This is a genomic window from Reyranella sp. (genome assembly GCF_052439685.1).
Lineage (GTDB): Bacteria > Pseudomonadota > Alphaproteobacteria > Reyranellales > Reyranellaceae > Reyranella.
In genome coordinates this window covers 32,570-53,316 of sequence record NZ_JBQVQG010000004.1, presented here as the reverse complement: position 1 = coordinate 53,316, position 20,747 = coordinate 32,570, and the positions used below count along the sequence as shown (strand labels likewise).

Annotated in this window: 20 protein-coding genes; 7 read left to right on the top strand and 13 right to left on the bottom strand. The window is 66.0% G+C overall.

The features are described 5' to 3' along the window. The first annotated feature begins 2 nt into the window (after positions 1–2). Complete coding sequence (locus ACT6UX_RS07225) at positions 3–1,016, top strand: LLM class flavin-dependent oxidoreductase (RefSeq protein ID WP_444774469.1); 1,014 nt, start codon at positions 3–5, stop codon at positions 1,014–1,016. 68 nt (positions 1,017–1,084) lie between these two features. On the opposite strand, the gene ACT6UX_RS07220 is transcribed toward ACT6UX_RS07225, so the two are convergent. After that, entirely contained in the window at positions 1,085–2,368 is a 1,284-nt protein-coding gene (locus tag ACT6UX_RS07220) for a tetratricopeptide repeat protein (RefSeq protein WP_444774468.1), read from the bottom strand. Continuing rightward, positions 2,368–3,015 (bottom strand): TIGR02466 family protein, encoded by a 648-nt coding sequence (locus tag ACT6UX_RS07215; RefSeq protein WP_428678818.1) that lies wholly within the window; start codon positions 3,013–3,015, stop codon positions 2,368–2,370. Before ACT6UX_RS07215 ends, ACT6UX_RS07220 begins: the two co-directional genes overlap by 1 nt. Before the next feature lie 81 nt (positions 3,016–3,096). Here ACT6UX_RS07215 and ACT6UX_RS07210 point away from each other — a divergent pair, with 81 nt between their 5' ends. Further along, entirely contained in the window at positions 3,097–3,993 is an 897-nt protein-coding gene (locus ACT6UX_RS07210; protein ID WP_444774467.1) for a TauD/TfdA dioxygenase family protein, read from the top strand. A 41-nt stretch (positions 3,994–4,034) separates the two neighbouring features. On the opposite strand, the gene ACT6UX_RS07205 is transcribed toward ACT6UX_RS07210, so the two are convergent. From ACT6UX_RS07205 to ACT6UX_RS07190, 4 genes are all read right to left on the bottom strand, one after another. Continuing rightward, positions 4,035–4,298 carry a hypothetical protein gene (locus tag ACT6UX_RS07205; protein ID WP_444774466.1) on the bottom strand — a complete coding sequence of 88 codons (264 nt, stop codon included), beginning with the start codon at positions 4,296–4,298 and terminating at the stop codon, positions 4,035–4,037. Then, positions 4,288–4,584, bottom strand: coding sequence for a hypothetical protein (locus ACT6UX_RS07200; protein WP_444774465.1), 297 nt, complete (start codon positions 4,582–4,584; stop codon positions 4,288–4,290). Before ACT6UX_RS07200 ends, ACT6UX_RS07205 begins: the two co-directional genes overlap by 11 nt. After that, positions 4,581–4,907: a hypothetical protein gene (locus ACT6UX_RS07195; protein WP_444774464.1), complete on the bottom strand. Its 327-nt coding sequence runs from the start codon at positions 4,905–4,907 to the stop codon at positions 4,581–4,583. Before ACT6UX_RS07195 ends, ACT6UX_RS07200 begins: the two co-directional genes overlap by 4 nt. Positions 4,908–5,301: 394 nt before the next feature. Beyond that, positions 5,302–5,808, bottom strand: coding sequence for a GNAT family N-acetyltransferase (locus ACT6UX_RS07190; protein WP_444774463.1), 507 nt, complete (start codon positions 5,806–5,808; stop codon positions 5,302–5,304). A gap of 45 nt (positions 5,809–5,853) precedes the next feature. On the opposite strand from ACT6UX_RS07190, the gene ACT6UX_RS07185 reads away from it, so the two are divergent. Together ACT6UX_RS07185 and ACT6UX_RS07180 are read left to right on the top strand one after the other, a co-directional pair. After that, a complete protein-coding gene (locus tag ACT6UX_RS07185) occupies positions 5,854–6,714 on the top strand; it encodes an FAS1-like dehydratase domain-containing protein (RefSeq protein ID WP_444774462.1) in 861 nt (286 codons plus the stop codon). Between the two features lie 186 nt (positions 6,715–6,900). After that, positions 6,901–8,154 carry an MFS transporter gene (locus ACT6UX_RS07180; RefSeq protein WP_444774461.1) on the top strand — a complete coding sequence of 418 codons (1,254 nt, stop codon included), beginning with the start codon at positions 6,901–6,903 and terminating at the stop codon, positions 8,152–8,154. Here the strand turns inward: ACT6UX_RS07180 and ACT6UX_RS07175 are convergent. Genes ACT6UX_RS07175 through ACT6UX_RS07165 form a run of 3 tightly spaced genes read right to left on the bottom strand, consistent with a single transcriptional unit; the run spans position 8,151 to position 12,368 of the window. Then, positions 8,151–9,386: an epoxide hydrolase family protein gene (locus ACT6UX_RS07175; RefSeq protein ID WP_444774460.1), complete on the bottom strand. Its 1,236-nt coding sequence runs from the start codon at positions 9,384–9,386 to the stop codon at positions 8,151–8,153. The two genes, ACT6UX_RS07180 and ACT6UX_RS07175, sit on opposite strands and share 4 nt — an antisense overlap. A 22-nt stretch (positions 9,387–9,408) precedes the next feature. Beyond that, positions 9,409–10,164: a tyrosine-protein phosphatase gene (locus tag ACT6UX_RS07170; protein WP_444774459.1), complete on the bottom strand. Its 756-nt coding sequence runs from the start codon at positions 10,162–10,164 to the stop codon at positions 9,409–9,411. A gap of 47 nt (positions 10,165–10,211) precedes the next feature. Beyond that, positions 10,212–12,368 (bottom strand): TonB-dependent receptor, encoded by a 2,157-nt coding sequence (locus ACT6UX_RS07165; protein ID WP_444774458.1) that lies wholly within the window; start codon positions 12,366–12,368, stop codon positions 10,212–10,214. A 180-nt stretch (positions 12,369–12,548) separates the two neighbouring features. Between ACT6UX_RS07165 and ACT6UX_RS07160 the strand changes: the two genes are divergently transcribed. Next, positions 12,549–12,935, top strand: coding sequence for a hypothetical protein (locus tag ACT6UX_RS07160; protein WP_444774457.1), 387 nt, complete (start codon positions 12,549–12,551; stop codon positions 12,933–12,935). A 19-nt stretch (positions 12,936–12,954) separates the two neighbouring features. Continuing rightward, positions 12,955–13,710 carry a bestrophin-like domain gene (locus ACT6UX_RS07155; RefSeq protein WP_444774456.1) on the top strand — a complete coding sequence of 252 codons (756 nt, stop codon included), beginning with the start codon at positions 12,955–12,957 and terminating at the stop codon, positions 13,708–13,710. Between the two features lie 119 nt (positions 13,711–13,829). Here the strand turns inward: ACT6UX_RS07155 and ACT6UX_RS07150 are convergent, their stop codons facing one another. The 3 genes from ACT6UX_RS07150 to ACT6UX_RS07140 form a co-directional block, all read right to left on the bottom strand. Continuing rightward, complete coding sequence (locus ACT6UX_RS07150; protein WP_444774455.1) at positions 13,830–15,539, bottom strand: SUMF1/EgtB/PvdO family nonheme iron enzyme; 1,710 nt, start codon at positions 15,537–15,539, stop codon at positions 13,830–13,832. 218 nt (positions 15,540–15,757) lie between these two features. After that, a complete protein-coding gene (locus ACT6UX_RS07145) occupies positions 15,758–16,180 on the bottom strand; it encodes an MAPEG family protein (RefSeq protein ID WP_444774454.1) in 423 nt (140 codons plus the stop codon). Beyond that, positions 16,177–17,151, bottom strand: coding sequence for an alpha/beta hydrolase (locus ACT6UX_RS07140; protein WP_444774453.1), 975 nt, complete (start codon positions 17,149–17,151; stop codon positions 16,177–16,179). The genes ACT6UX_RS07145 and ACT6UX_RS07140 overlap by 4 nt, the downstream gene beginning before the upstream one ends. 90 nt (positions 17,152–17,241) lie before the next feature. Here ACT6UX_RS07140 and ACT6UX_RS07135 point away from each other — a divergent pair, with 90 nt between their 5' ends. Continuing rightward, positions 17,242–17,874 carry a TetR/AcrR family transcriptional regulator gene (locus ACT6UX_RS07135; protein WP_444774452.1) on the top strand — a complete coding sequence of 211 codons (633 nt, stop codon included), beginning with the start codon at positions 17,242–17,244 and terminating at the stop codon, positions 17,872–17,874. Here the strand turns inward: ACT6UX_RS07135 and secA are convergent. Then, positions 17,849–20,614 carry a preprotein translocase subunit SecA gene (gene secA, locus ACT6UX_RS07130; RefSeq protein WP_444774451.1) on the bottom strand — a complete coding sequence of 922 codons (2,766 nt, stop codon included), beginning with the start codon at positions 20,612–20,614 and terminating at the stop codon, positions 17,849–17,851. The genes ACT6UX_RS07135 and secA overlap by 26 nt on opposite strands. Between the last annotated feature and the right edge of the window lie 133 nt (positions 20,615–20,747).

Sequence of the window (20,747 nt, the reverse complement as noted above, 5' to 3'; positions counted from 1 at the left end):
CCTTGTCGCTGCGTCTCAGCGTTCTCGACCAGTCGCCGATCCGCAAGGGTGGCACCCCGGCCGAAGCCGTGCGCGATACGCTGGAGCTGGCGCAGCTCTGCGACCGGCTGGGCTACACGCGCTACTGGCTGGCGGAGCATCATAGCAGCGAGGCACTGGCCGGCTCGACGCCCGAGGTGCTGATCACGCGGGTGGCGGGTCTCACCGAGCGCATCCGGGTCGGATCGGGCGGCGTGATGCTGCCACACTACAGCGCCTACAAGGTGGCGGAGAATTTCCGCATGCTGGAGACGCTGTTCCCCGGCCGCATCGACGTCGGCATCGGCCGTGCCCCCGGTAGCGACCAGCACACGATGCGCATCCTGGCCGACGGCAAGCCCAACTGGAGCGATGCCGAAAAGTATCCCTACCAGGTGCGCGACCTCGTCGCCTGGCTGCACGATGCGCTGCCGCTCAACCATGAAGGCACCGGCGTCGTGGCGCAGCCCAGCGGCGAGACGGCGCCCGACGTCTGGCTGCTGGGATCGAGCGACGACAGCGCGGCGCTGGCCGCCCATTTCGGGCTGCCCTTCTGCTTCGCGCACTTCATCAATCCCGATGGCGGCGACGGCGTCACGCGCGCCTACCGGGCTCACTTCAAGCCGTCGTCGCTGCATCCCAAGCCGATGCCGATGATGGCGATCTCGGTGCTCTGCGCCGAGACCGACGAGGAGGCCGACCGGCTGTCGCGCAGCCGCGAGGTCTGGGCGATGCGTCTGCGGACGCTCGGGAATCCGGGGCCCGTACCGTCGGTCGAGGAAGCGCTGGAGGCCGCGAAAGCACCCGGCGCGGAGCGCTGGCTGCCGGCATTGCGCCGCCGCTCGGTGGTCGGCTCGCCCAAGACGGTGAGGGCAGGCCTCGAACGCCACGCCGCCGCTTACGAGGTCGACGAGATCATGGCCGTGACGATCTGCTACGACTTCGAAAAGCGGAAGCGGTCGTACGAGTTGCTGGCTAAGGAATTCGGGTTAAGCTGAAAAGCAAACCCGTCGTCTCGACCGGAGCCGAGCGCAGCGAGGCGGAGTGGAGAGACGACGGGCTTTTCCTAAAGCCCCGCCAGCGGGAAGCCCTTGCCCTTGCCGTTCTGCGGCCGGCGCTTCTCGATCATGGCGCGGGCTTCGGCGGCGCGGCCGGCTTTCACCATCGCAGACGTCACCAGATATTCGAGCAGGTCGCGTTGCGCGCGGCTGCCGCCCAGGCGCTCGTGCGTGGCGAGCAAGGGCTCGATCTCCACGATCGCGCGCGCCCAGTCGCCCTGTGCATAGGCCTCGAAGCCGCGCGCCATCGGTAGCAACAGATCGGCGGTGGCGCCGGCCGGGCTTTCCGTGAACTTCGCGAGCGCCGCGCCGTCGCCGGCCATCGCGTAGGCCAGCACCGTGTGCATGTCGACGAAACCGAGGCCTGGCCGGCCGAACCACTTGGTGGCGTAGTCTGCAAGCTCGCGCCACCGTTCGGCCATCCGCGGCTCGCCCGCCATCTCGGCGCGCGCCAGGAACGCCGCGCAGTCGGTCGCGACGTTGATCTGCGGGCCCCAGGCGACGGCGGGGCTCAGCGCCTCGTCGTAGATGCGCCAGGCATCCTCCATGCGGCCGGTCTCCATCGACCATAGTGCGAGGTGCCAGTTGTTGTGGACGTGCATCAGGCCGTCGCGGGAATAGTCCTTCATCCATTCCTGCAGGAAGGCGAGCCCGGCTTCGCGTTCGCCCAGCTCATAGAAGAGATGGCCGCGGATGTGCGCCGCATGGGCGCTGCGCGGAAAGGCGGCCAGCGCGGCGTCGATGTTGCGCTGGCCCTCGTCGAGCTTCTGCAATTCGATCTGCGCGAAGGCGAGCTGCGTGCGATACCACCAGTCGTCGCCGTAATGCGTCTCGAACGGTTCGAGAAGGGCGAGCTGGTCGGCCTCGCGTCCGGGCTTGCCGGAGAAACCGATCAGGCCGAACACGCTGGTCGCCGGTGCGAGCGCCATGGCGTCGCGCGGCCAGTCCTTCATGTGCTCGCGGATCGCCTCGAGCGCGGCGGCGCCCTGGCCCGTCAGGATCTTCTCGAAGATCGCGATCTGGCTCTGCTCGCGCGGGCTGGCGTTGCCGGCCAGCTCTTTTGCGCGCGCGAGCGGCGCCTTGACCTCATGTCCGCGGCCGAGCAACTGCTTGGCGCGCGCGAGCGAGATATGGCCCAGCGCGAAATTCTCGTCGGCATCGACGGCCCTCTGGAAGGCTGCGTCCATGCCGGGCGTCGCGGCCATCAGGTTCTCCACGCCCGCCAGGTAGGCGTCGCGCGCCGCGGTCGACGATGTGCCGAGTTCGTTGCCGTAGCGATCCTGCAGGCCCATCACTTCTCCTTGCCCGCCGTGGGATCCCACATCGGGGACGCCATGGTCTCACTGAAATTCTTGAACATCAGGTTGAACGAGATGCTGATGCGGTCGCTCTCGCCATCGTTGGCCGGCACCGTGTGCTTCAGCCAGGACGGGAAGATCACCATGCGGCCCTCCTTGCTCGGCGCGTTGGCACCGTTGGCGGTGAGCCGCGTGTACTGGCGCGGCTTGGGCATGATCATCGAGGCCTGGCCGCGCGGATCCTGGAACAGGATCTGCGAACCGCCCGCCGGGATCGACACGTAGTAGACGCCGCTCAGATAGTTGTTCGGATGATGGTGCATCGGATGGTAGGCGCCGGGCGGATTGACGTTCGCCCAGCAGCCGGTGATCGCCATCGGATACTGATCGACCTGCAGGAAGCGGGCGACGCCGCGGCCCGCCGTCTCGACCAGCTTGGCGAACTCCGCAAAGGCCGGGCGTGTGTGCAGATCCTGCGGCGTCTGCCAGTTGCTGCCGGCCGGGACCTTCGATCGCGGCGCGATCAACCGTTCGATCTCGGCCTTGAGTTTCGCATTGAGGCTGGCCGCGGCGGCCGGCTGGAGGTCCACGATCCACAACGGGGTCGGGAATATCTCCTGCACTTCCTGCTTCTCGATCATGGCTGAAAGTATATCCCGCGATTGCCCGATTGTCCGTTAGGTGATCCAATCCGTCGCATAAGCAAGAGCAAGGAGGAGCCGGTGACGCTGTCGATCCATGCCGTGACCCCCGACTTCGTGGCCGAAGTCGGCGATGTCGCCCTGAACAAGGTCTCGCGCGAGGACCTCGCCGCGATCCGCGAGGCTTTCACAAAGTATGCGGTTCTGGTCTTCCCCGACCAGGAATTCGACGACGATGGCCAGCTCGCCTTCGCGCGCCATTTCGGTCCGCTCGAGACGACCGTCTTCATGGCGCGCAAGGGCCATAACCTGCGCCTGCACCAGAACATGGCCGATGTCGGCAATCTCGACGCCGAGAACCGCATCCTCGAGGCGAACAACCGCCAGCGCCTCTACAATCTCGGCAATCGCCTGTGGCACACCGACTCGTCTTTCAAGCGCCTGCCGGCCTACTGCTCGATGCTGCATGCGCGATCGATCCCGCCGATCGGCGGGCACACCGAGTTCGCCGACATGCGTGCGGCCTACGACGCGCTGCCCGACTCGACGAAGGAGCGCATCGCCGGATTGGTCGCGGAGCATTCGATCATGACGTCGCGCGCCAAGCTCGGCTTCAAGGATTTCGACGAGAGCGAGCGCGCGGCTTTCGCCCCGGTGCCCCAGGTGCTGGCACGCCGCCTGCCGGACTCCGGCCGCATGAGCCTCTACATCGCCAGCCACGCCGGCGCGATCCGCGGCATGGCCGACGACGAGGCGCGCCAGCTCATCGACGAGCTGACCGCGCACGCGACGCAACGCCAGTTCGTCCATGCCCACCGCTGGCGTGAGAAGGATTTGGTGATCTGGGACAATCGCTGCACCATGCATCGCGGCATGGAGTTCGACGACCAGCGCTACAAGCGCGACATGCGCCGCGCCACCGTCTCCGACGTCGCCCCGACCTGCGAGCAGATGGGCCTGTCCGTCGCCGCGGAGTAGACCGGGGAGGGGGGCCGCGGCCAGGTTTCGGCCGTCGACCCTTACGAATGGAAGAGCGGCGAGAGCGCGGCTCTCACCACGTAGACGACGGCGGCAAGGATCGATGCCGCGACGCCGACATAACTCAAAGCGAAGGCTGCCCGAAGAAACGACCACGCTGCCAACAGAAGAGCGACAGTCAGGCAAACGGTCGGCCAGGGCGTGACGAGAGCTGTCACGGTGAGACCGATGCTCAACAGCGCCATCAGGGTGCCGGTGCCCGGTGCCTCGCGTCGGACGATCTTGTCCTGGTCTTCAGCCGCCATATGCTCTCCATGAGAACGTCACCAGAGCGACGAGTGCCGGCACGATTGCGAGCCAGGGAAAGCGGGTGTTCTGCCAGAGGTGCATCCCGCCGGCGGCAATGCACACCGGCAGGACCCAGAAGAGGGCAAGCACCGCCAGAAACTGGAGGCCCGGTAGCGGCGAGCCGACGATCGCCACGATCCCAATCGCCAGGTGCGGCAGGGATGCGATCCAGGCTCCGATGATCCAGACCAGGAAAATTGCCGCGAGGATCCAGGTCCCCCAACTCCGCACGCTCGCGTTCACGAACCTCTCCAGAACCACCCGAAGGTGAACGCACCAGCCAGCAACATCGATGCGAGGGTGACCAGCGCGGGGGCCACCGCAAGCCACGGAACGCGCGTCTTCTGCCACAGATGCAGTGCGCTGTAGGCGATAACTGGGAGCGGAACCCAAAGAATGCCGTACGTCACGAGAAGGCGCACAGCCAGGGTCGTTGGCGGTGAAGCCGTGCTGCTGAGCATCACGATCATGAGCACCGGCATGGTCGCGATTCCTGAAACGACGATGCTGGCAAAGAAACCCGCCGTGAAGATCCAGGTCCCCCATTTCTGCATCCTGGCGTTCACGTTCGGTCCTCACTCTCTGCCGGGAGGAACACTACCTGTTTGCAAAATCGATTGCATTCGTCAGTCGTACTTCCCCCTAGTAGGAGTTCGTCTCTGAGAGAAATTCACGCAGATGCATCCACATTCTCTTCTTATCGGCATGGCGTTGGTGCTCCTCACCATCTTCTTCGGAGTCCTTGCGTGGACGGGTCGCATCGATCGGGCCGTGGACGCTTCTTGATCGACGAACCGACCCCAAGGGGTTCTGGATAGTCTTCGTCGCGTACCTGGCGTTGATCGCCTGGAGTGTGAAGGACCTACCCGACATGCTCGAGCGGGTGGCCGCGATGAACGCCAAACTCAAGCAACGATCCGCCAGTCCTGAGTAATAAACTGCCGGGTGACGCACTGCCCTTCAATCGAGTAGACGCAGCATGATTGTGCGGCGCCAGGACGGATGGCCGTGGCTGTTCTCTTCCATCGCCTGCATCCGGAAGACGTGCGGCCATTCTCCGCGCGGCACCTCCTCGAAGCCGAGGCGTGCGTAGTAGAGCGCGTTCCACGGGACGTCGCGATAGGTCGACAGATGGAGCGTGCGATGTCCAAGGCAACGGGCTCCCGCCTCGGTCCGCTCGATCAATGCGCTGCCATGTCCTTTGCCCTGCCAGCGGTTTAGTACCGAGAGCTGGTCGAGCCAGGCCGTGCCGCCGGGGAACTTCATCAGGGCGAAGCCGACCGGCCGGTTGAGCGGCGAAACCGCGACCCACAGCCGGCCCTCGCGCCGGCCGGCCTCGAGCGAACCGAGGCTGGCGGACGGCATGTCGACGACGCGGCCGAGGCCGACGCGGCGATAGCGAAGGTCGGCTTCGTTTTCGATCTGCGGCAGCAGCTTGATTTCATGCGGGTGCGGGCGGCGAATCATGGCAGGGGATTGGTTAGGCTGGCTGAAAGTCCGGAGGAAGCACCCATGACCATCGACATCGAACCGCTGAAAAAGGAACTTGGCCGCAAGATCGAAGACGAGGACGTCGTCACCCAGGCGCCGCTGAAGGCGATGATCGCGACCTTCGACCGCGACGACAAGGTGCCGGAAGAGGGCGAGGCGATCGCGCCGGGCTGGCATCTCTGCTTTCTGCATTCCTATGCGCGCCGCAACGTGCTGGCCGAGGACGGGCTGCCGACCGAAGGCGGCGTGCTGCCGAAGATCCCGCTGCCGCGCCGCATGTATGCCGGCTCGACCTTCACCTTCGAGGGCGACATCCGCGTCGGCGACAGGCTGCGCCGCGAGACCGAGTTCTCGGACGTGCAGCTCAGGGGCGGCGGCACCGGCAGCCTGATCGTCACCAGCCAGACGCGTCGCATCTACACGCCGCGCGGCCTCGCCGTCACCGAAGTCGCCAACACCGTGTTCCGTGAGGAGGTGAAGGCCGGCGAGAAGAGCGGCGTGCCGGTGCGCGAGGCGGCGCCCACGGACGTGCCGTGGCGGCGCACCATCAAGGTCGATCCGGTGATGCTGTTCCGTTATTCGGCCATCACCTTCAACCCGCATCGCATCCATTACGACCGGACCTATTGCATCGAGACCGAGGGCTATCCTGGCCTCGTCGTGCATGGACCCTTCGCCCAGCAGTGCCTGTTCGACCTGCTGCGGGACTCCGGGCCGGAGCGCAGGATCAAGACCTTCGCCATCCGCGCCCGCGCGCCGCTGTTCGACATCGCGCCGTTCGACGCGATCGGCCGCCCCACCGCCGACGGGAAAGGCGCCGAACTCTGGACGGTGACGCCCGCGGGCACGATCGCGGCCCAGGCCACGGCGACCTTCGCCTAGACTCTGTCCGAATGGAATTGTGATCCAACGATCACCTCATGCCGAGGAGGCTGCGGGGCAGCCGCCTCGAAGCATGGGCTACAGACGCCACGCTGGTTGCCCATCCTTCGAGACGCGCGCTGCGCGCGCTCCTCGGGATGAGGTATGTGGGGGCGGACTTTGAGTCAGAAAGACTCCGGGTTGCGGGTGCAAGCCCCGCCCCTGCCGCGGTTCCTGATCCCGCGGCTACCGTTCTTCTACGGATGGGTGGTCCTGGGCTGCATCTGTCTCGCGGGCTTCGCGCGGCAGGGCCCGGCGGTCGCCGTGCTCTCGATCTTCGTCGTGCCGATGACCGAGGCGTTCGGCTGGTCGCGCACCGAGATGTCAGGCGCGGTGTCCCTGGGCGGCGTGCTGGCGGCGATCCTGTCACCGATGATCGGGCCGTTCGTCGATCGCCGCGGCGCGCGCCTCGTGCTCTGCCTCGCGGTGGCCGGCACGGGCGTCGCCTGCATGGCCCTGTCGCTCATCCAGTCGCTGCTGCTCTTCTATGTGCTGTTCTGCTTCGCCCGCATGATCTGGGCCGGGCCGTTCGACCTCGGGCTCTACGGTGCGCTCAACAACTGGTTCGTGGCGCGCCGCGGCATCGCCGCCTCGTTCGCCACCCTGGCGCAGATGTCGGGGCTGGTCGGGCTGCCGCTGATCGCGCAGTTCGCCATAAGCGGTGCCGACTGGCGCGCCGGCTGGATCGCGGTCGGCGCCACGGTGCTGCTGGTCGGCTTCGTGCCGTGCTGGCTGCTGCTGGTGCGGCGGCCCGAGGATGTCGGCCTGCAGCCCGACCGGCTGGCCGATGGCAAGACAGCACCGTTGGTCGAGCCGCGCTGGAGCCGCGCGCAGGCGATGCGCACGCCGGCCTTCTGGCTGCTCTCGCTCTACACGGTCCTGCTGTTTCCGGTGCAGGCGGGCGTCAGCCTGCACAATGCGCCGCACCTGATCGAGCGCGGACTGTCGCCCGTTGCGGCAGCATCCGTGATCGCCTTCGTCGCCATGCTCTCGGGAGCGGCAAGCTTCGGCATCGGCTTCCTGCCGCGCCGCTGGCCGGTGCGCTACCAGATGGCGCTCTGTGCGGCGTCCATGGCGCTCGGCAGCTACGGGCTGATCTTCGTCTCCGGGGTGGAAACCGCGATGGCGGCGGCCGGCCTGTTCGGTATCGGCATCGGCGGAATCCTTCTGCTGTTGCCGGTCGCGTGGGCGGACTATTTCGGGCGCGAGAGCTATGGCGCCATCCGTGGTGTGGCGCTGTCGCTGCAGGTCACGGCGCAGGCCGTCGGACCGCTCGCCTCGGGCATGCTGCGCGACTGGAGCGGCACCTACACCGACTCGCTGCTGCTGTTCGGCACGCTGGCCTCGTTGGGCGCGATCGCCGCGCTCGCGGCACGGCGGCCGCGTCTCCTCGCGATCTAGTCGTTCGCCGCGCCGTAGCGCAAGGGGCGGAAGAAGGCGCGGATGTCTTCGACCAGCAGGTCCGGTTCCTCGAGCGCCGCGAAGTGGCCGCCGCTCGGCATGATCGTGTGACGGCGGAGATTGAACGCACGCTCGATCCATTCCCTGGGCGGCGCCGGCGCGATGTCGGCGGGGAAGGCGGCGAAGCCGGTCGGCGTTTCGACCTTCGCACCGGCGGGCAGTGCGCGCGGCTTCTGCTCGGCCGCTCCGCGATAGAGCCAGGTCGCGGTGCCGGCCGTGCCGGTCAGCCAATAGACCATGACGTTGTCGAGCAGCATGTCCATCGAGAAGCGCCTGAGCGGATCGCCGCCGCAGTCGCTCCACGCCTGGAACTTCTCGACGATCCAGGCAGCGAGGCCGACCGGCGAATCGGCCAGCGCCACGCCCAGCGTCTGCGGCCGCGTCGCGTGGATGCGCTGGTAGGCGGTCTTGTCGTCGAGGGCGCTGCCCATTTTGGCAAGCCAGGCCTGCTCGTCGGCGCTCAAGGCGGCCGTGTCGAGATCGAGGCCCGGCCGCAGTCCCATCATGTTGAGATGGACGCCGAGGACGCCCGAGTCGTCCTTCGGAGGATGGTCGAAAGCCAGCCACGACGAGACGACGGCGCCCCAGTCGCCGCCCTGGATGCCGTAGGGTCGCTCGTAGTTGAGCTTTTCGGTGACGAGCTTGTGCCACAGGCCGGCGATGGCGCGCGGCCCGATCGGGCCCGCCGTGCCGTCCTCGCGGATCGGGGGCCCGGAGAAGCCATAGCCCGGCAGCGACGGCACGATCACGTCGAAGGCGTCGAGCGGATCGCCGCCATGGTCCTCGGGATGGGCGAGGACGTCGATCAGGTGCAGGAACTCGACGATCGATCCCGGCCAGCCATGCGTGACGACCAGCGGCAGCGGCCGCGGCGCATCCTCGACCTGGGTGCCCGGTTCGCGGATGAAGTGGAGTCGCTGCGGCCCGATATCGACCAGATAGTTGGGCCACTGGTTGATGGCCTCCTGGCAGCGCTGCCAGTCGTAGCCGTGGCGCCAGTAATCGACCAGTTCGGCAAGGAAGGCGGGATCGGTTCCGGAGGCCCAGGAGCCGCCGTCGGCAATCGCCACCGGCGGGCGCCAGCGGCGCAGACGCTCGTCGAGATCGATCAGCGCCCGCTCGGGAATGTCGACCTTGAAAGGTTCGGGAGTGTCGTAGCGCGTGTCGGCCATGCCGACAGGCGTAGCGCGGAACTCACCCTTCCAGCAAATCCGCCTTCAGCCGTTCGCGTGCCGCGGCGTCGAGGCCGAGCGCCTTCTCGGCGAAGTCTTCCGGCGTGCCGAAGTCGCCACGCAGCACCTCGAAGGCGGCTTCCAGGTAGGGCGTGCGCGCCTCGATGATGGCGGCGCGGGTGTCGATGTCGAGTTCGGGATAGCGGCCGATATGGCCGGTCCACAGTTCGTTGGTGCGGAGATAATCCTCCAGCACCGTCTCCCACGGCACGCCGAGCAGCGAGAGCAGCAGGGCCGAGGCGAAGCCGGTGCGGTCCTTGCCGGCGGTGCAGTGGAACACCAGCGGGCGATGTTCGCCGTCGCTCAGGGTGGAGAACAGGGTCCGGAAGCCCGGTGCGCAGCGCCGCGGATAGTCGCGATAATGATCCGAGAGGAACTGCATCATGATGTGCGGGTTGGCTGAACCGTCGGCCACGGCGCCGCGGATCTTGTCGCCGACGCCCGGCTCGATGTGCGCGCCGACGATGCGGCACGCGAGGCCCTCGATCAGGTGCGGCGTCTCGGCCGCTTCGCTGACGCCGCGCAGGTCGACGATGGTGCGAACGCCGAGGCGTCCCAGGGCGCTGCGATCCTCGGCGGTCAGGCCGCCGAGATGGGCCGAGCGGAACACCGCGTTGCGTCGCACGGTGCGGCCGTCCTCGGTGCGGTAGCCGCCGAGGTCGCGGAAGTTGGAGCCGCCCTGAAGGGTCAGGACGAAGGGAAGGCTGGTGTCAGGCATGGCGCTTTCTACCATGCCCAGCCTTCCCGCATCATGTCGTTTGCGCGTCAGAATTTTTGCGCGAGCGTCACGAAGAAGGCCCGGCGCATTCCGTATTGCGGTGCGCCGACACCGACGCCCTCGCCGGTGCGCAGTTCGTAGACGCCATCCGTGACGTTGATCGCGTCGAGGCGGATCTGCGTGCCCTTGCTGCCGTTGATCGGAATCTTCTGCGTCACCGAAAGGTTGAGCGTGGCGTAGGCCGGCAGCGACGTGTCGTTGGGCGTCACGACGCTGGTGCGCAGGCCGCTGCCGAACAGCACGTCCGCCGAGACGCGGGTGGCCCGGTCGCTGCCCTGGTTGAAGATGTAGGCCGCGCCGGCAGAGCCCGTCCAACCCTGGTCGTGGTCGGCGGCAATCCAGTAATTGCCGATATAGGCGAGGTCCTCGGGCGAGAAATTGTACTGGGCGGAGTTGATCCGCGTGGCGCTGACCTTGGACCAGGCGAGGTTGCCGTAGACGGACCACGGACCCTGGTCGTAGTTGGCGTAGAGTTCGAAGCCCTTCACCTGCGCATTGGCGTAGTTGAAGGATGCGAGCTGGATCGGGGCGCCGAACTGGCCCTTGTCGAGATAGTTCTCGGCGATCTTGTAATAGCCGGCGAAGCCGATGGTGAGGCCCTCGACGGGCTTGACCGTGAGGCCGACGTCGAAATAGTCGGAGCGCTCCGCCCGCACCGGGTCGTTCGTGAAGTTCTCGGGTTCGGCCGTCGTCCCCATGCGGGCGGCGAGCGACCCGTAGCCGACCTGGTTGAGCGGCGCGGGCACGAAGTAGCGCGAATAGCCAGCCCGCAGGCTGATCTGCGGCGTCGGCTCCCAGACGACGTTGATGCGCGGGCTGACCTGGTTTTCCGAGACCTGTCCGGAGATGGCGTCGAAACGTGCGCCGAAGTTCACCGTGACGGTCGGGGTGACCTTCCACTCGTCCTGCAGATAGACGCTGTAAGTCCAGCCGACGAGGGTCGAGCCGTCGCTGAAGCCCACCGGACTGTCGCCGGGAATGAGAGCCGACGGATCGGCGGGGTCGGGGACCAGGCCCAGCGCATTGTTCTGGCTGTAGCTCGACACCTGTTCGCGCTGGACGAGGAAGCCGCCGCGCAACGTATGGGCGGACGCGACTTTCCAGCTTGCATCGCCCTGTACGCCGAACGCGAGGCTCGAGCGCTGCGACCAGGGCGCGATGCCGTTGTAGAGCAGGTCGCCCAGCGCGTCGGGCTGATAGGAGAGCTTGGAATAACGGCCGAAGCCCGAGAGCTGCATGTTGAAGTTCTGGTAGCTCTTCTGGACCGAGGCGATGCCGAAGTAGGTGTCCTCCCATTGCTGCTGGTTGAGCACCGCGCTGTTCCAGTCGGTAATTCCGTTGACCGCGAATTCCGGCGTCTGCCCCGGCACGTTGGGAATCTGGTAACGCGCGCTGGCACCTCCGGCGATGAAGCTGAGACGGGTATTCTCGTCGGCCACGGCGCTGAGCTTGGTCAGCGCGTACCATTGCGCGGTCGAGTCGTGGAGCGGTGACGTGGTGGGCGTCGGGTTCTCGATGCCGATGTTGTTGCTGACATACTGGCCGACCGCGAAATAGTCGAAGTTGCCGGAGCGTCCGCCATATTCCAGCGCCGGCTGCACCCAGTTGTTGGATCCGACCATCGCCGAAGCCTCACCGCCGGGATTGGTGGTGCCGGACTTGACCGCGATGTCGACCACGCCGGCGGTGCGCAGGCCGTACTGGGCGGGCAGGGCGCCGGTGATCAGCGACAGCTGGTCGGCGAAGCGCGGCGAGAGAATGCTGCTGAACAGCGCGAGGCCCTCGGGCAACTGCACGCCGTCGAGACGATACTGGAGGCTGCCGTGGTCGCCGCGGACATGGATCTGGCCGAACCCGTCCTGCACGACGCCGGGCGCGCGCAGCAGCACCTGGTTGAGCGTGGCGTTCTCGCCCAACGGCGTGTTGCTGATCGCCGTCTTGCTGAAATCGTAGCGCGTGGCGCCCAGACTCGGCTGGATCTCGCTGCGCTCGCGGTCGAGCCGCTTGCCGACCACTTCGATCGAAAGCCCGTCCGACGGGACCTGCGGCTGGGCTGGCGCGGCAGGCGGCGTCTGCGCCATCGCGGGATGCGCGGCCGAGAGACCTGCTGCGAGGGCCAGTGTCGATACGCCGATCCGTTGCATGCCTGTCTCCATCTGAAAATGTTATACTATAATGAGTTACAATATAACATTTGCGCGCGTCAATCGCCGTAATTTGAACGCGACCGCGTCGTGAAGCTGCCAAACAGGCTTTGGCGAAGACTTGCGGGCCGCTATAGGGTCGCCGCCTCATCGAACCGACGGGTTGCTGGAGACACGACGATGCCGCTGCGCTGGGAGATTCTTCACCCGGAGAAACTCATTCACGTCATCGCCGAGGGCGAGGTGACGCTGAAGGAGATGGAGGCCCATTTCGACGCGTTGGTCGTGGCCAACGCGCTTGCCTACTCGAAGCTGTTCGACGCGACCCGCGTCAAGCCGATCTACGACGATGCCGACGTCATGGCGATGGGGGCTCGATTGAGCGCCTACACGGAACACTTTCCCAGCGGGCCGCTGGCCGTCGTGGGCCGGGACGAGTCCGTGGTCCTGACCTTCAAGCGCTTCGTGAACATCTCGCCGTCGAAGCGGCCGGCAGCTCTGTTCTCGACCGAGAAGAAGGCCCGCGCCTGGCTGGCGAAACAGGCCGCGTCCGGAGGCGTGGGGTGAGGGCGTCCATCCGTTGCCGATGACGGGCCCGCTTGCCGACCTGGCGCTGGGCGCCGCCGTGTTCCTGGCGCTCCTCGCGGGTGCCTGGTTTGGCTCGCTGCTGCGCCGGCGGGTCCCCGGCCACATGCTGGATGGCGAGGCCAAGGAAGTCGTCCGGCTCGGCATGGCCCTGTTGGCCAGCATCGCTGCCCTCGTGCTCAGCCTGCTGATCAGCTCGTCGTACGGGGTCTACGAAGCGCAGCGCAACGACCTGCGCACCCTCGCCGCCGACGTGATCAACCTCGACAACACCCTGCGCCTCTACGGCGAGCCGGCACAGCCGGCGCGCGCGCTGCTGCGCGCGGCCGTGGTGGAGACGATCGGCCATCTGTGGTCTCGACCGACCGAGAACTTGTTCATCCAGCCGAACTCTACAGGCGAAAAGGCATACCTGACGGTCCTGAGACTGGCGCCGGCCAACGAGATCCAGGTGACGATGAAGGCGCAGGCGCTGCAGATCGCGGCGGAGATGTCGCAATCGCGCCTGCGACTCTACGAACGCTCGCAGCCTGACCTGCCGAGCTCGCTGATCTTCGTTCTGTCGGTGTGGATGGTGTGTCTGTTCATCAGCTTCAGCCTGTTCTCGCCGCTGAAGCACACCTCGATCGTGGCCCTGGTCCTGGTGGCATTCTCGATCGCCGCCGCACTGTTCCTGCTCCTGGAGCTGTCCGAGCCGTTCAGCGGCCTGGTGCGCCTGTCGGATCGCCCGTTGGTGAGGGCGCTGCCGCCCCTCTGACGGGAGACGTGAACTGCCGAGCTTTGGCGAAGTCCGAGGAGGGCTCCGCTCCGCGCTCTCCGGCCCCCTTCGACCTGATGTGCTGCCGGCGATGCCTACGATGCGGCCGGCAGCCTATGTCAGGCGGTTTCAAAGACGGCGTGGGTATTCGCTGTGACGATGCCGAGCAGGCCGACTGCCGGCTGCGACAGTCCGGGTGCCGCAGCGTCGCCCGCCGTCAGCCTGCTGCTGAGATAGGCAACATCGAGCGTCGCGTTGGGGTTGGCATAGGCGCCGTTGAGGAAGGCGAACTCGAATCCGTCACGGGTGACGTGCCCGTTCCGCAGTTCACCGACCCAATACGCGAGCCCATCCGTGTCGGGTGTCCGATCCAGCACGTCCCAGTACATCGTCGTGACGAAACTGGCGTCCGTCGTAGAGGCAGAGACGACCTCGCCGAGCGGATGGGCGATCGGGACCTGGATCGCCGCGTTGTACTCCAGGCCCATGTGCTGCAAGGCTTTGTCCGGCGCCATGGTCGACGCGATCATGTCGATCAGGATGGAGCCGGTCGGCTTACCCGCCGCGGCGAGGGCCTTGAAGGCTGCCGTCCAGGCAGCGACTTCGGCGTCGGTCGGAAGCGAAGGGGTGCTCGGGTCGAGGGTGAACAGGTCCTGATACTGGTGCCGGATCATCGACCCGATCTCCGCATCGGTCGCATGGCTGGGATCGGCATAGGGGCTGTACTTCGCCTGGGCCTCGGTCGAGAGGGAGAAATCGTCGGCGATCTTGCGCAGGGTCGCGAGTTCAGCCACGGGCGTGAGCGGGGTGCCGACCAACTCGTTCAGCCAATAGCTGAAGCCGGAATTGTCCGCCTGCCGTCCCAGTATGCCGGCGTAAAGGGCACCGATCTCTTCCTGGGGGACAAGCTCGTAAAGCTGGAAGGAGGCCATGGTGCCGATCGTCGCGGTGGAAGACGCCACGGTCGCGATCCGGAACCCGGTGTCGTCGTCCCGGTAGGCGCCCATCTCCTGGGTGTCGCCGGTCGGGTAGTCCCGACGGGTTCCGGAATCGATGGCGGCGATGCCATAGCTCCAGGACCCGCCGCGCACGACCTTGTTGATGCCGACTTCGGGATTGCCGATCGAGGTGTCGGTCCATTGCCAGACCAGCCCCGCCTGATCGGCGGTTCCGTAGGCGCTGTCGGTAAAGGTATAGGCACCCACCGGCGTCAGCTTGTCGCCTTCGGGCTGCACCCCCTGGTAGTTGACCGAGTTCGTCCCGCCCGCCGGATTGTCTTTCATCGGCAGGGTCGCGGATTGCGTCGCCCACTGGTCGTACCCGGCCTTCGCCGGATCGTAATAGGCCGCCTTGTACCATTCGTTCTCGGTCGGGATCCAGAACTTGGCGTCCGGACTCCGCGTGGGAGTGGCCTGCCCCGTGGTGAAGTCGTAGGCACCCGTTTCGGTGCTGGCGCCGCTGGTGGCGCCGTTGTGCAGGTAATTGACGAACCGCGCGGCCTGGTTCCAGTTGACGAAGACCACGGGGTCGTTGGGGGAGGCATCCGGCGACACGCTGTACGCGTAGGGGTCTGCTGCCGTGCCGCTGCCGGTGCGGATGATGGTCTGCTCGATCACCCGCGTCGGCTTGCCCATGTCGGTGTCATAAAGGGCTGCCACCGCCTCGGATCCAGGCTGGGTCGCGACATCGTTCAAGAAATCGACATACTGCTGGATCGTGATGTCGTACTTGCTGATGGCGTAATCGTAGCTTACGGCGCCGTAGTTGCCACCGGTAGCCGGGTCTGCCGCGTTGCCCGCATTGGAAATCGTCACGAATGGAATGAGCATGTCTTGCTCCTTGCTATCTCGAACCGTCTAATGCTCGCGAATAGCCAAAGTAGAGGAAATTACTTCTAACGTTTGCCTCCTGCGGTTGTCTTCGTCGACCAGTAAAGGGCAAATTCTCTTTGCCCTCAGTCGGAGGGTGTTGCGTGGGCGGCCTCTGCAGTGAGCCGCGGGAAAATTTTCCCCGAGATGCCGCCGATCGAAGTTTCCCGAGTGTCTGATCAGGTCAGGACGACGAGGGCCAAGGCGAGCCACATCCCCAGTAGCACGACATTGCCAAGCATGAAGATTGGCGTACGAACATAGAGCCGGTTGAAGGCGATGTGGCTCAAGGCGTGAGCCCATCGGAGCGCGACGTAGCACCAGGCCAACGTTGCAATCAGTGGGTCTCGCACCGGTATCGCGATTGCGATCGCGACCAGCGCGTAAAACAGCACGGGGAACTCGAACTGGTTGGCGAGTTGGCGGGTCGTCCGAAGTACCAGCAGCGGAGCGGCCCTGCCGGTGAAGTCTTCGTAGTAGGAAAGAGCCCGGTCATTCCGGACGAGGTCGACGACCCGGCTGACGAGAATCGCCAGGGCCGTCACGAACGACAGGGCGACGAGCGCCAGCACCTGCGGGAGATACATCTGCGCTGCGATCACGACCGAATTCCCTCGACGGGGGCGTCGTGCTTGCGAACCGCCGTCGCGGCCGTCGTCGAAAGGAAGCGGAGCATGGCTTCGGTTGCCTTGTCGAAGAAGTCGCCGAAATAAATATCGAAATGGCCGGCGTCGAAGTGAACGGCTTCGCCGCGCGGCGCGAGCCGTGCAACCCTGGCTATCGCCGATGGCGGACATATCTCGTCTCGGTCGGTCACGATCATCAGCAGTCGCGGCTCTATGCGCCTTGCGTGACGTAGGGGACGGAACAGGGGAATGCCCAGAATGAAGCGGGCCGCAATGAGATTTCGCCAGGGCGATGGCCCATCGATCATCGCCAGATAGGCGGCTTCGGCACCCGGTGCGGTCATCAGGGCGAGCTCGCCGGGCTCCCCTGCCAGTTTGATGTAGCGGGGCTTGCGGCCGAACAAGGCGCCGGCCTGGTCGATCAGGCCGGCGAGCACCCACCGGAGCGCCAAGACGGGAGGCGCCTGCACCGCGGCCGCCAACCCGTCGACGACCGCGCATTGGGCAATGACGGCAGCGAGGTCCGGACGTGCCGCCGCCACCATCAGCGCATGACCGCCACCGAAGGAGGTCCCGAGGAGAGCGACCCGATCCGCATCTATGACGTCGAGGCCGCGCACGTGATCGATCGCGGCATGGATGTCGGCCTGCTGGTTCTCGATGTTGCCGACGAAGCGCGGTTCGCCTTCACTTGCGCCCCAACTCCGGTAGTCGAAGGCGAACACGGCATAGCCGGCGCGCGTTAAGCGCTCGGCATAGGCGCCCACCCGGACCTGGCGGATCGCGCCGATCCCGTGGGCGAATACGATGCACGGATGCGGGCCTGGTCCGTCGGGGAGATATAGCCATGCTTCGCAATGCTGCTGTCCGGATGGGAAGCGCTCATCGAGCCTGATCACTTTTTGCTCCTTCGAAACTCTTCTTGGCGGGAAGGCCTGGCCGAGCAATAATCCGAGCAAATGCTCGGGTTAACAACTCGGGTTCGCGAAGGAGCCGGAATGGTGCGCGGAAAGTCCGCTACGCCTCGTAAAAGGCCCGTGCAGAAGCGCTCGAGGCAGACCGTCGCCGCCATCCTTGAGGCAACGGCTCAGGTTCTGGTGCGGTACGGATATGATCGCACCACGACGAATCGCGTGGCGGAGAAGGCGGGCGTCAGTATCGGTTCCCTGTACGAGTACTTCCCGAACAAGGAGTCGCTGGTTGCGGCCTTGGCGACGGCCCACGTGGAGGAGTTGATGGAGCGCGTGGGCCGTGTGATTGGCGCTTCCGTCGACGTTGATTCAGGCAGTGTGGTCGCGGCGCTGCTGCGCGCTGGTCTCGACGCGCACCGGGTCAATCCCGCGCTTCACAAGGTCCTGGTCGAGCAGGTGCCGCGCATCGGCGCGCTGGCGGCATCGCTCGACATAAGCTCGGTGCTGCAACGGAAGATCGAGGCAGACCTCCAGCGCCGCGCGCCGGGGCTTCCGCCAGTACGCGCGCGCATGATCGCTCTGGTGCTGGAGACGTGTATCGAGGCGCTGACCCATCGCGCCGTCGTCGAGGCGCCAGAATGGCTTGAAACGGGCGAGATCGAAGCCGAGGCCCTGCGTCTCCTGCAGCCCTATTTTGCCGAGGCGCTGGTGCCACCCTCCGAGGAGCGACGACCTAAACGCGCCCGTGGCAGTGCTTGAACTTCTTGCCCGAACCGCAGGGGCAGAGGGCGTTGCGTGAGACCTTGCCCCAAGTCTCGGGATCGTTGGGGTCGACCGGCCCCTTGGCCACGGGACGCGGGCGGTGCAGCGTCGCCACGCCGCCGCCGTCCGGATCGGCCGGATCGTAGGCCGGGTCGTCGCTCATCGATGCGGCGAGCGCCGGGTCCTCGTGCACCTCGTGCATGTTGGACGGCATCTCGGGCATCGGCGGCGGCTCCATGCGGATCTGCAGGGTCGCCAGCAAGGTCACCACCTGCTCGCGCAGGTTGGTCAGCAGGTCGCTGAACAGGTTGAAGGCCTCGCGCTTGTATTCGTTCAGCGGGTCCTTCTGGCCATAGGCGCGCAGGCCGATGCCCTGGCGCAGATGGTCGAGGTGGAGGAGGTGATCCTTCCAGCTCTGGTCGAAGATCTGCATCAGCACGCTCTTCTCGACCTGGCGCCAGACGTCGGGCCCGTACTGTGCGGCCTTCTGCGCGAACACCCGTTCGACCGCGTCGTTGAGGCGGACCTTGATCTCCTCGTCGGCGATGCCCTCTTCCTTGGCCCACTCCTCGACCGGCAGGTCGAGGCCGAAGATGCGCTGCACGTCGTCCTTGAGCTCGCCGATCTTCCACTGCTCGGCGTAGACGCCCTCGGGAATGGTCCGGCGGATGAGCGTGTCGACCACGTCGCGCCACATGCCGGCGACCGTGTCGGACACGTCCTCGGTGCCCATCAGCTCGATGCGCTCCTTGTAGATCTCCTGACGCTGGGCGTTCATCACGTCGTCGAAGCGCAGCAGGTTCTTGCGGATCTCGAAGTTGCGCGCCTCGACCTTGCCCTGCGCCGTCTCCAGCGCCTTGTTGAGCCAGCGATGGGTCAGCGCCTCGTCGTCGGCCATGCCCTTCTTCTGGACCCAGTCGAGCACCTTGTTGTTGCCGAAGATGCGCATCAGGTCGTCTTCCAGCGACAGGAAGAAGCGTGATGCGCCGGGATCGCCCTGGCGGCCCGAGCGGCCGCGCAGCTGGTTGTCGATGCGGCGCGATTCGTGGCGTTCCGTGCCGACCACGAACAGGCCGCCCGCCTCGCGCACGATCGCGCGGTCGCGTTCGACGCCGGCGCGGATCTCCGCCTCGACCCGGGCGATCTCGGCGTTGCGGGCCGCCTCGTCGGGAAATTTCGCAATGATCTCCGGCACGCTCTGCTGCACCAGCATCTCGACGTTGCCGCCGAGCTGGATGTCGGTGCCGCGGCCGGCCATGTTGGTGGCGATGGTGACGGAGCCCGGCCGTCCGGCCTGGGCCACGATCTGGGCTTCCTGGTCGTGGAAGCGGGCATTCAGCACGTTGTGCGGGATACCGGCTTTCTTGAGCGCCTCCGAGAGTTCCTCGGACTTCTCGATCGACACGGTGCCGACCAGCATCGGCTGCTGGCGCGCGCGGCATTCGCCGATCAGCTTCACGATGGCGCGCGTCTTGTCGGCGAGGGTCCTGTAGATCTCGTCGTCGGCGTCCTTGCGGGCCACCGGCACGTTGGTCGGGATCTCGACGACCTCGAGCTTGTAGATCTCGGAAAATTCGGCGGCTTCGGTCAGTGCCGTACCGGTCATGCCCGAGAGCTTCGGATACATGCGGAACAGGTTCTGGAAGGTGATCGAGGCCAGCGTCTGATTCTCGCGCTGGATCTCGACCTGTTCCTTGGCCTCGAGCGCCTGGTGCAGGCCCTCGGAATAGCGGCGGCCCTGCATCATGCGGCCGGTGAACTCGTCGATGATGACGACCTGGCCGTCCTTCACGATGTAGTCGACGTCGCGGCTGAACAGCTTGTGCGCGCGCAGCGCCTGGGTGATGTGATGCAGCACCGACACCATGGTCGGCGCGTAGAGGCTGATGCCCTCGGCCAGCAGCCCGTCGGCGCGCAGGATGTCCTCGATCGCCTCGATGCCGGCATCCGTGAGGACGACCGTGCGGTTCTTCTCGTCCTTCTCGAAATGCTCGGCCTTGAGCTTCGGAATCACCGTGTCGGCGCGGCGGTAGAGCTCGGACGAATCCTCGGCCGGACCGGAGATGATGAGCGGGGTGCGCGCCTCGTCGATCAGGATCGAATCGACCTCGTCGACGATGGCATGGTTGAAGGGCCGCTGAGCCATTGCGTCCAGCCGGTACTTCATGTTGTCGCGCAGGTAGTCGAAGCCGATCTCGTTGTTCGTGCCGTAGGTGATGTCGCAGGCATAGGCAGCCTTGCGCTGCTCGTCGTCGAGCTCGTGCACGATGATGCCGACGGTGAGGCCGAGGAACTTGTAGACCCGGCCCATCCATTCGGCGTCGCGGCGGGCGAGGTAGTCGTTCACCGTGACGACGTGCACGCCCTTGCCGGGGAGGGCATTGAGATAGACGGCGAGCGTTGCGACCAGCGTCTTGCCTTCGCCGGTCTTCATTTCGGCGATCTTGCCCTGGTGCAGGACCATGCCGCCCTTGAGCTGGACGTCGAAGTGGCGTTGGCCGAGCGTCCGCTTGGCCGCCTCGCGCACCGTGGCGAAGGCTTCGGGCAGCAGATTGTCGAGCGTTTCGCCCTTGGCCAGGCGTTCGCGGAATTCGACGGTCTTGCCTTGCAGCTGCTCGTCGGAAAGAGCGACGAACTCCGGCTCGAGGGCGTTGATCTTCGCCACCGTCTTGTCGAAGCCTTTGACGATCCGGTCGTTGGCCGTCCCGAAGAGCGTCCGGGCAAGCGCGCCAAGCATGAAAACCTCGATATTCTAATGACTTAGGCGGGCACAGTGGCCCGCCCTTCCTGTGAGAGATAGAGAGCGCCCGGTAGAGTGTCAACGCAGCGGACCACCGCAGGCGCGCCGAACAGCACCCCATGCCGAACAG

Bases quoted from the DNA above. Each gene is read 5' to 3' on its own strand.
- ACT6UX_RS07220 (WP_444774468.1), bottom strand. From the start codon at position 2,368: ATGGGCCTGCAGGATCGCTACGGCAACGAACTCGGCACATCGTCGACC.
- ACT6UX_RS07215 (WP_428678818.1), bottom strand. From the start codon at position 3,015: ATGATCGAGAAGCAGGAAGTGCAGGAGATATTCCCGACCCCGTTGTGG.
- ACT6UX_RS07205 (WP_444774466.1), bottom strand. From the start codon at position 4,298: ATGGCGGCTGAAGACCAGGACAAGATCGTCCGACGCGAGGCACCGGGC.
- ACT6UX_RS07190 (WP_444774463.1), bottom strand. From the start codon at position 5,808: ATGATTCGCCGCCCGCACCCGCATGAAATCAAGCTGCTGCCGCAGATC.
- ACT6UX_RS07185 (WP_444774462.1), top strand. From the start codon at position 5,854: ATGACCATCGACATCGAACCGCTGAAAAAGGAACTTGGCCGCAAGATC.
- ACT6UX_RS07175 (WP_444774460.1), bottom strand. From the start codon at position 9,386: ATGGCCGACACGCGCTACGACACTCCCGAACCTTTCAAGGTCGACATT.
- ACT6UX_RS07170 (WP_444774459.1), bottom strand. From the start codon at position 10,164: ATGCCTGACACCAGCCTTCCCTTCGTCCTGACCCTTCAGGGCGGCTCC.
- ACT6UX_RS07165 (WP_444774458.1), bottom strand. From the start codon at position 12,368: ATGCAACGGATCGGCGTATCGACACTGGCCCTCGCAGCAGGTCTCTCG.
- ACT6UX_RS07160 (WP_444774457.1), top strand. From the start codon at position 12,549: ATGCCGCTGCGCTGGGAGATTCTTCACCCGGAGAAACTCATTCACGTC.
- ACT6UX_RS07155 (WP_444774456.1), top strand. From the start codon at position 12,955: ATGACGGGCCCGCTTGCCGACCTGGCGCTGGGCGCCGCCGTGTTCCTG.
- ACT6UX_RS07150 (WP_444774455.1), bottom strand. From the start codon at position 15,539: ATGCTCATTCCATTCGTGACGATTTCCAATGCGGGCAACGCGGCAGAC.
- secA (WP_444774451.1), bottom strand. From the start codon at position 20,614: ATGCTTGGCGCGCTTGCCCGGACGCTCTTCGGGACGGCCAACGACCGG.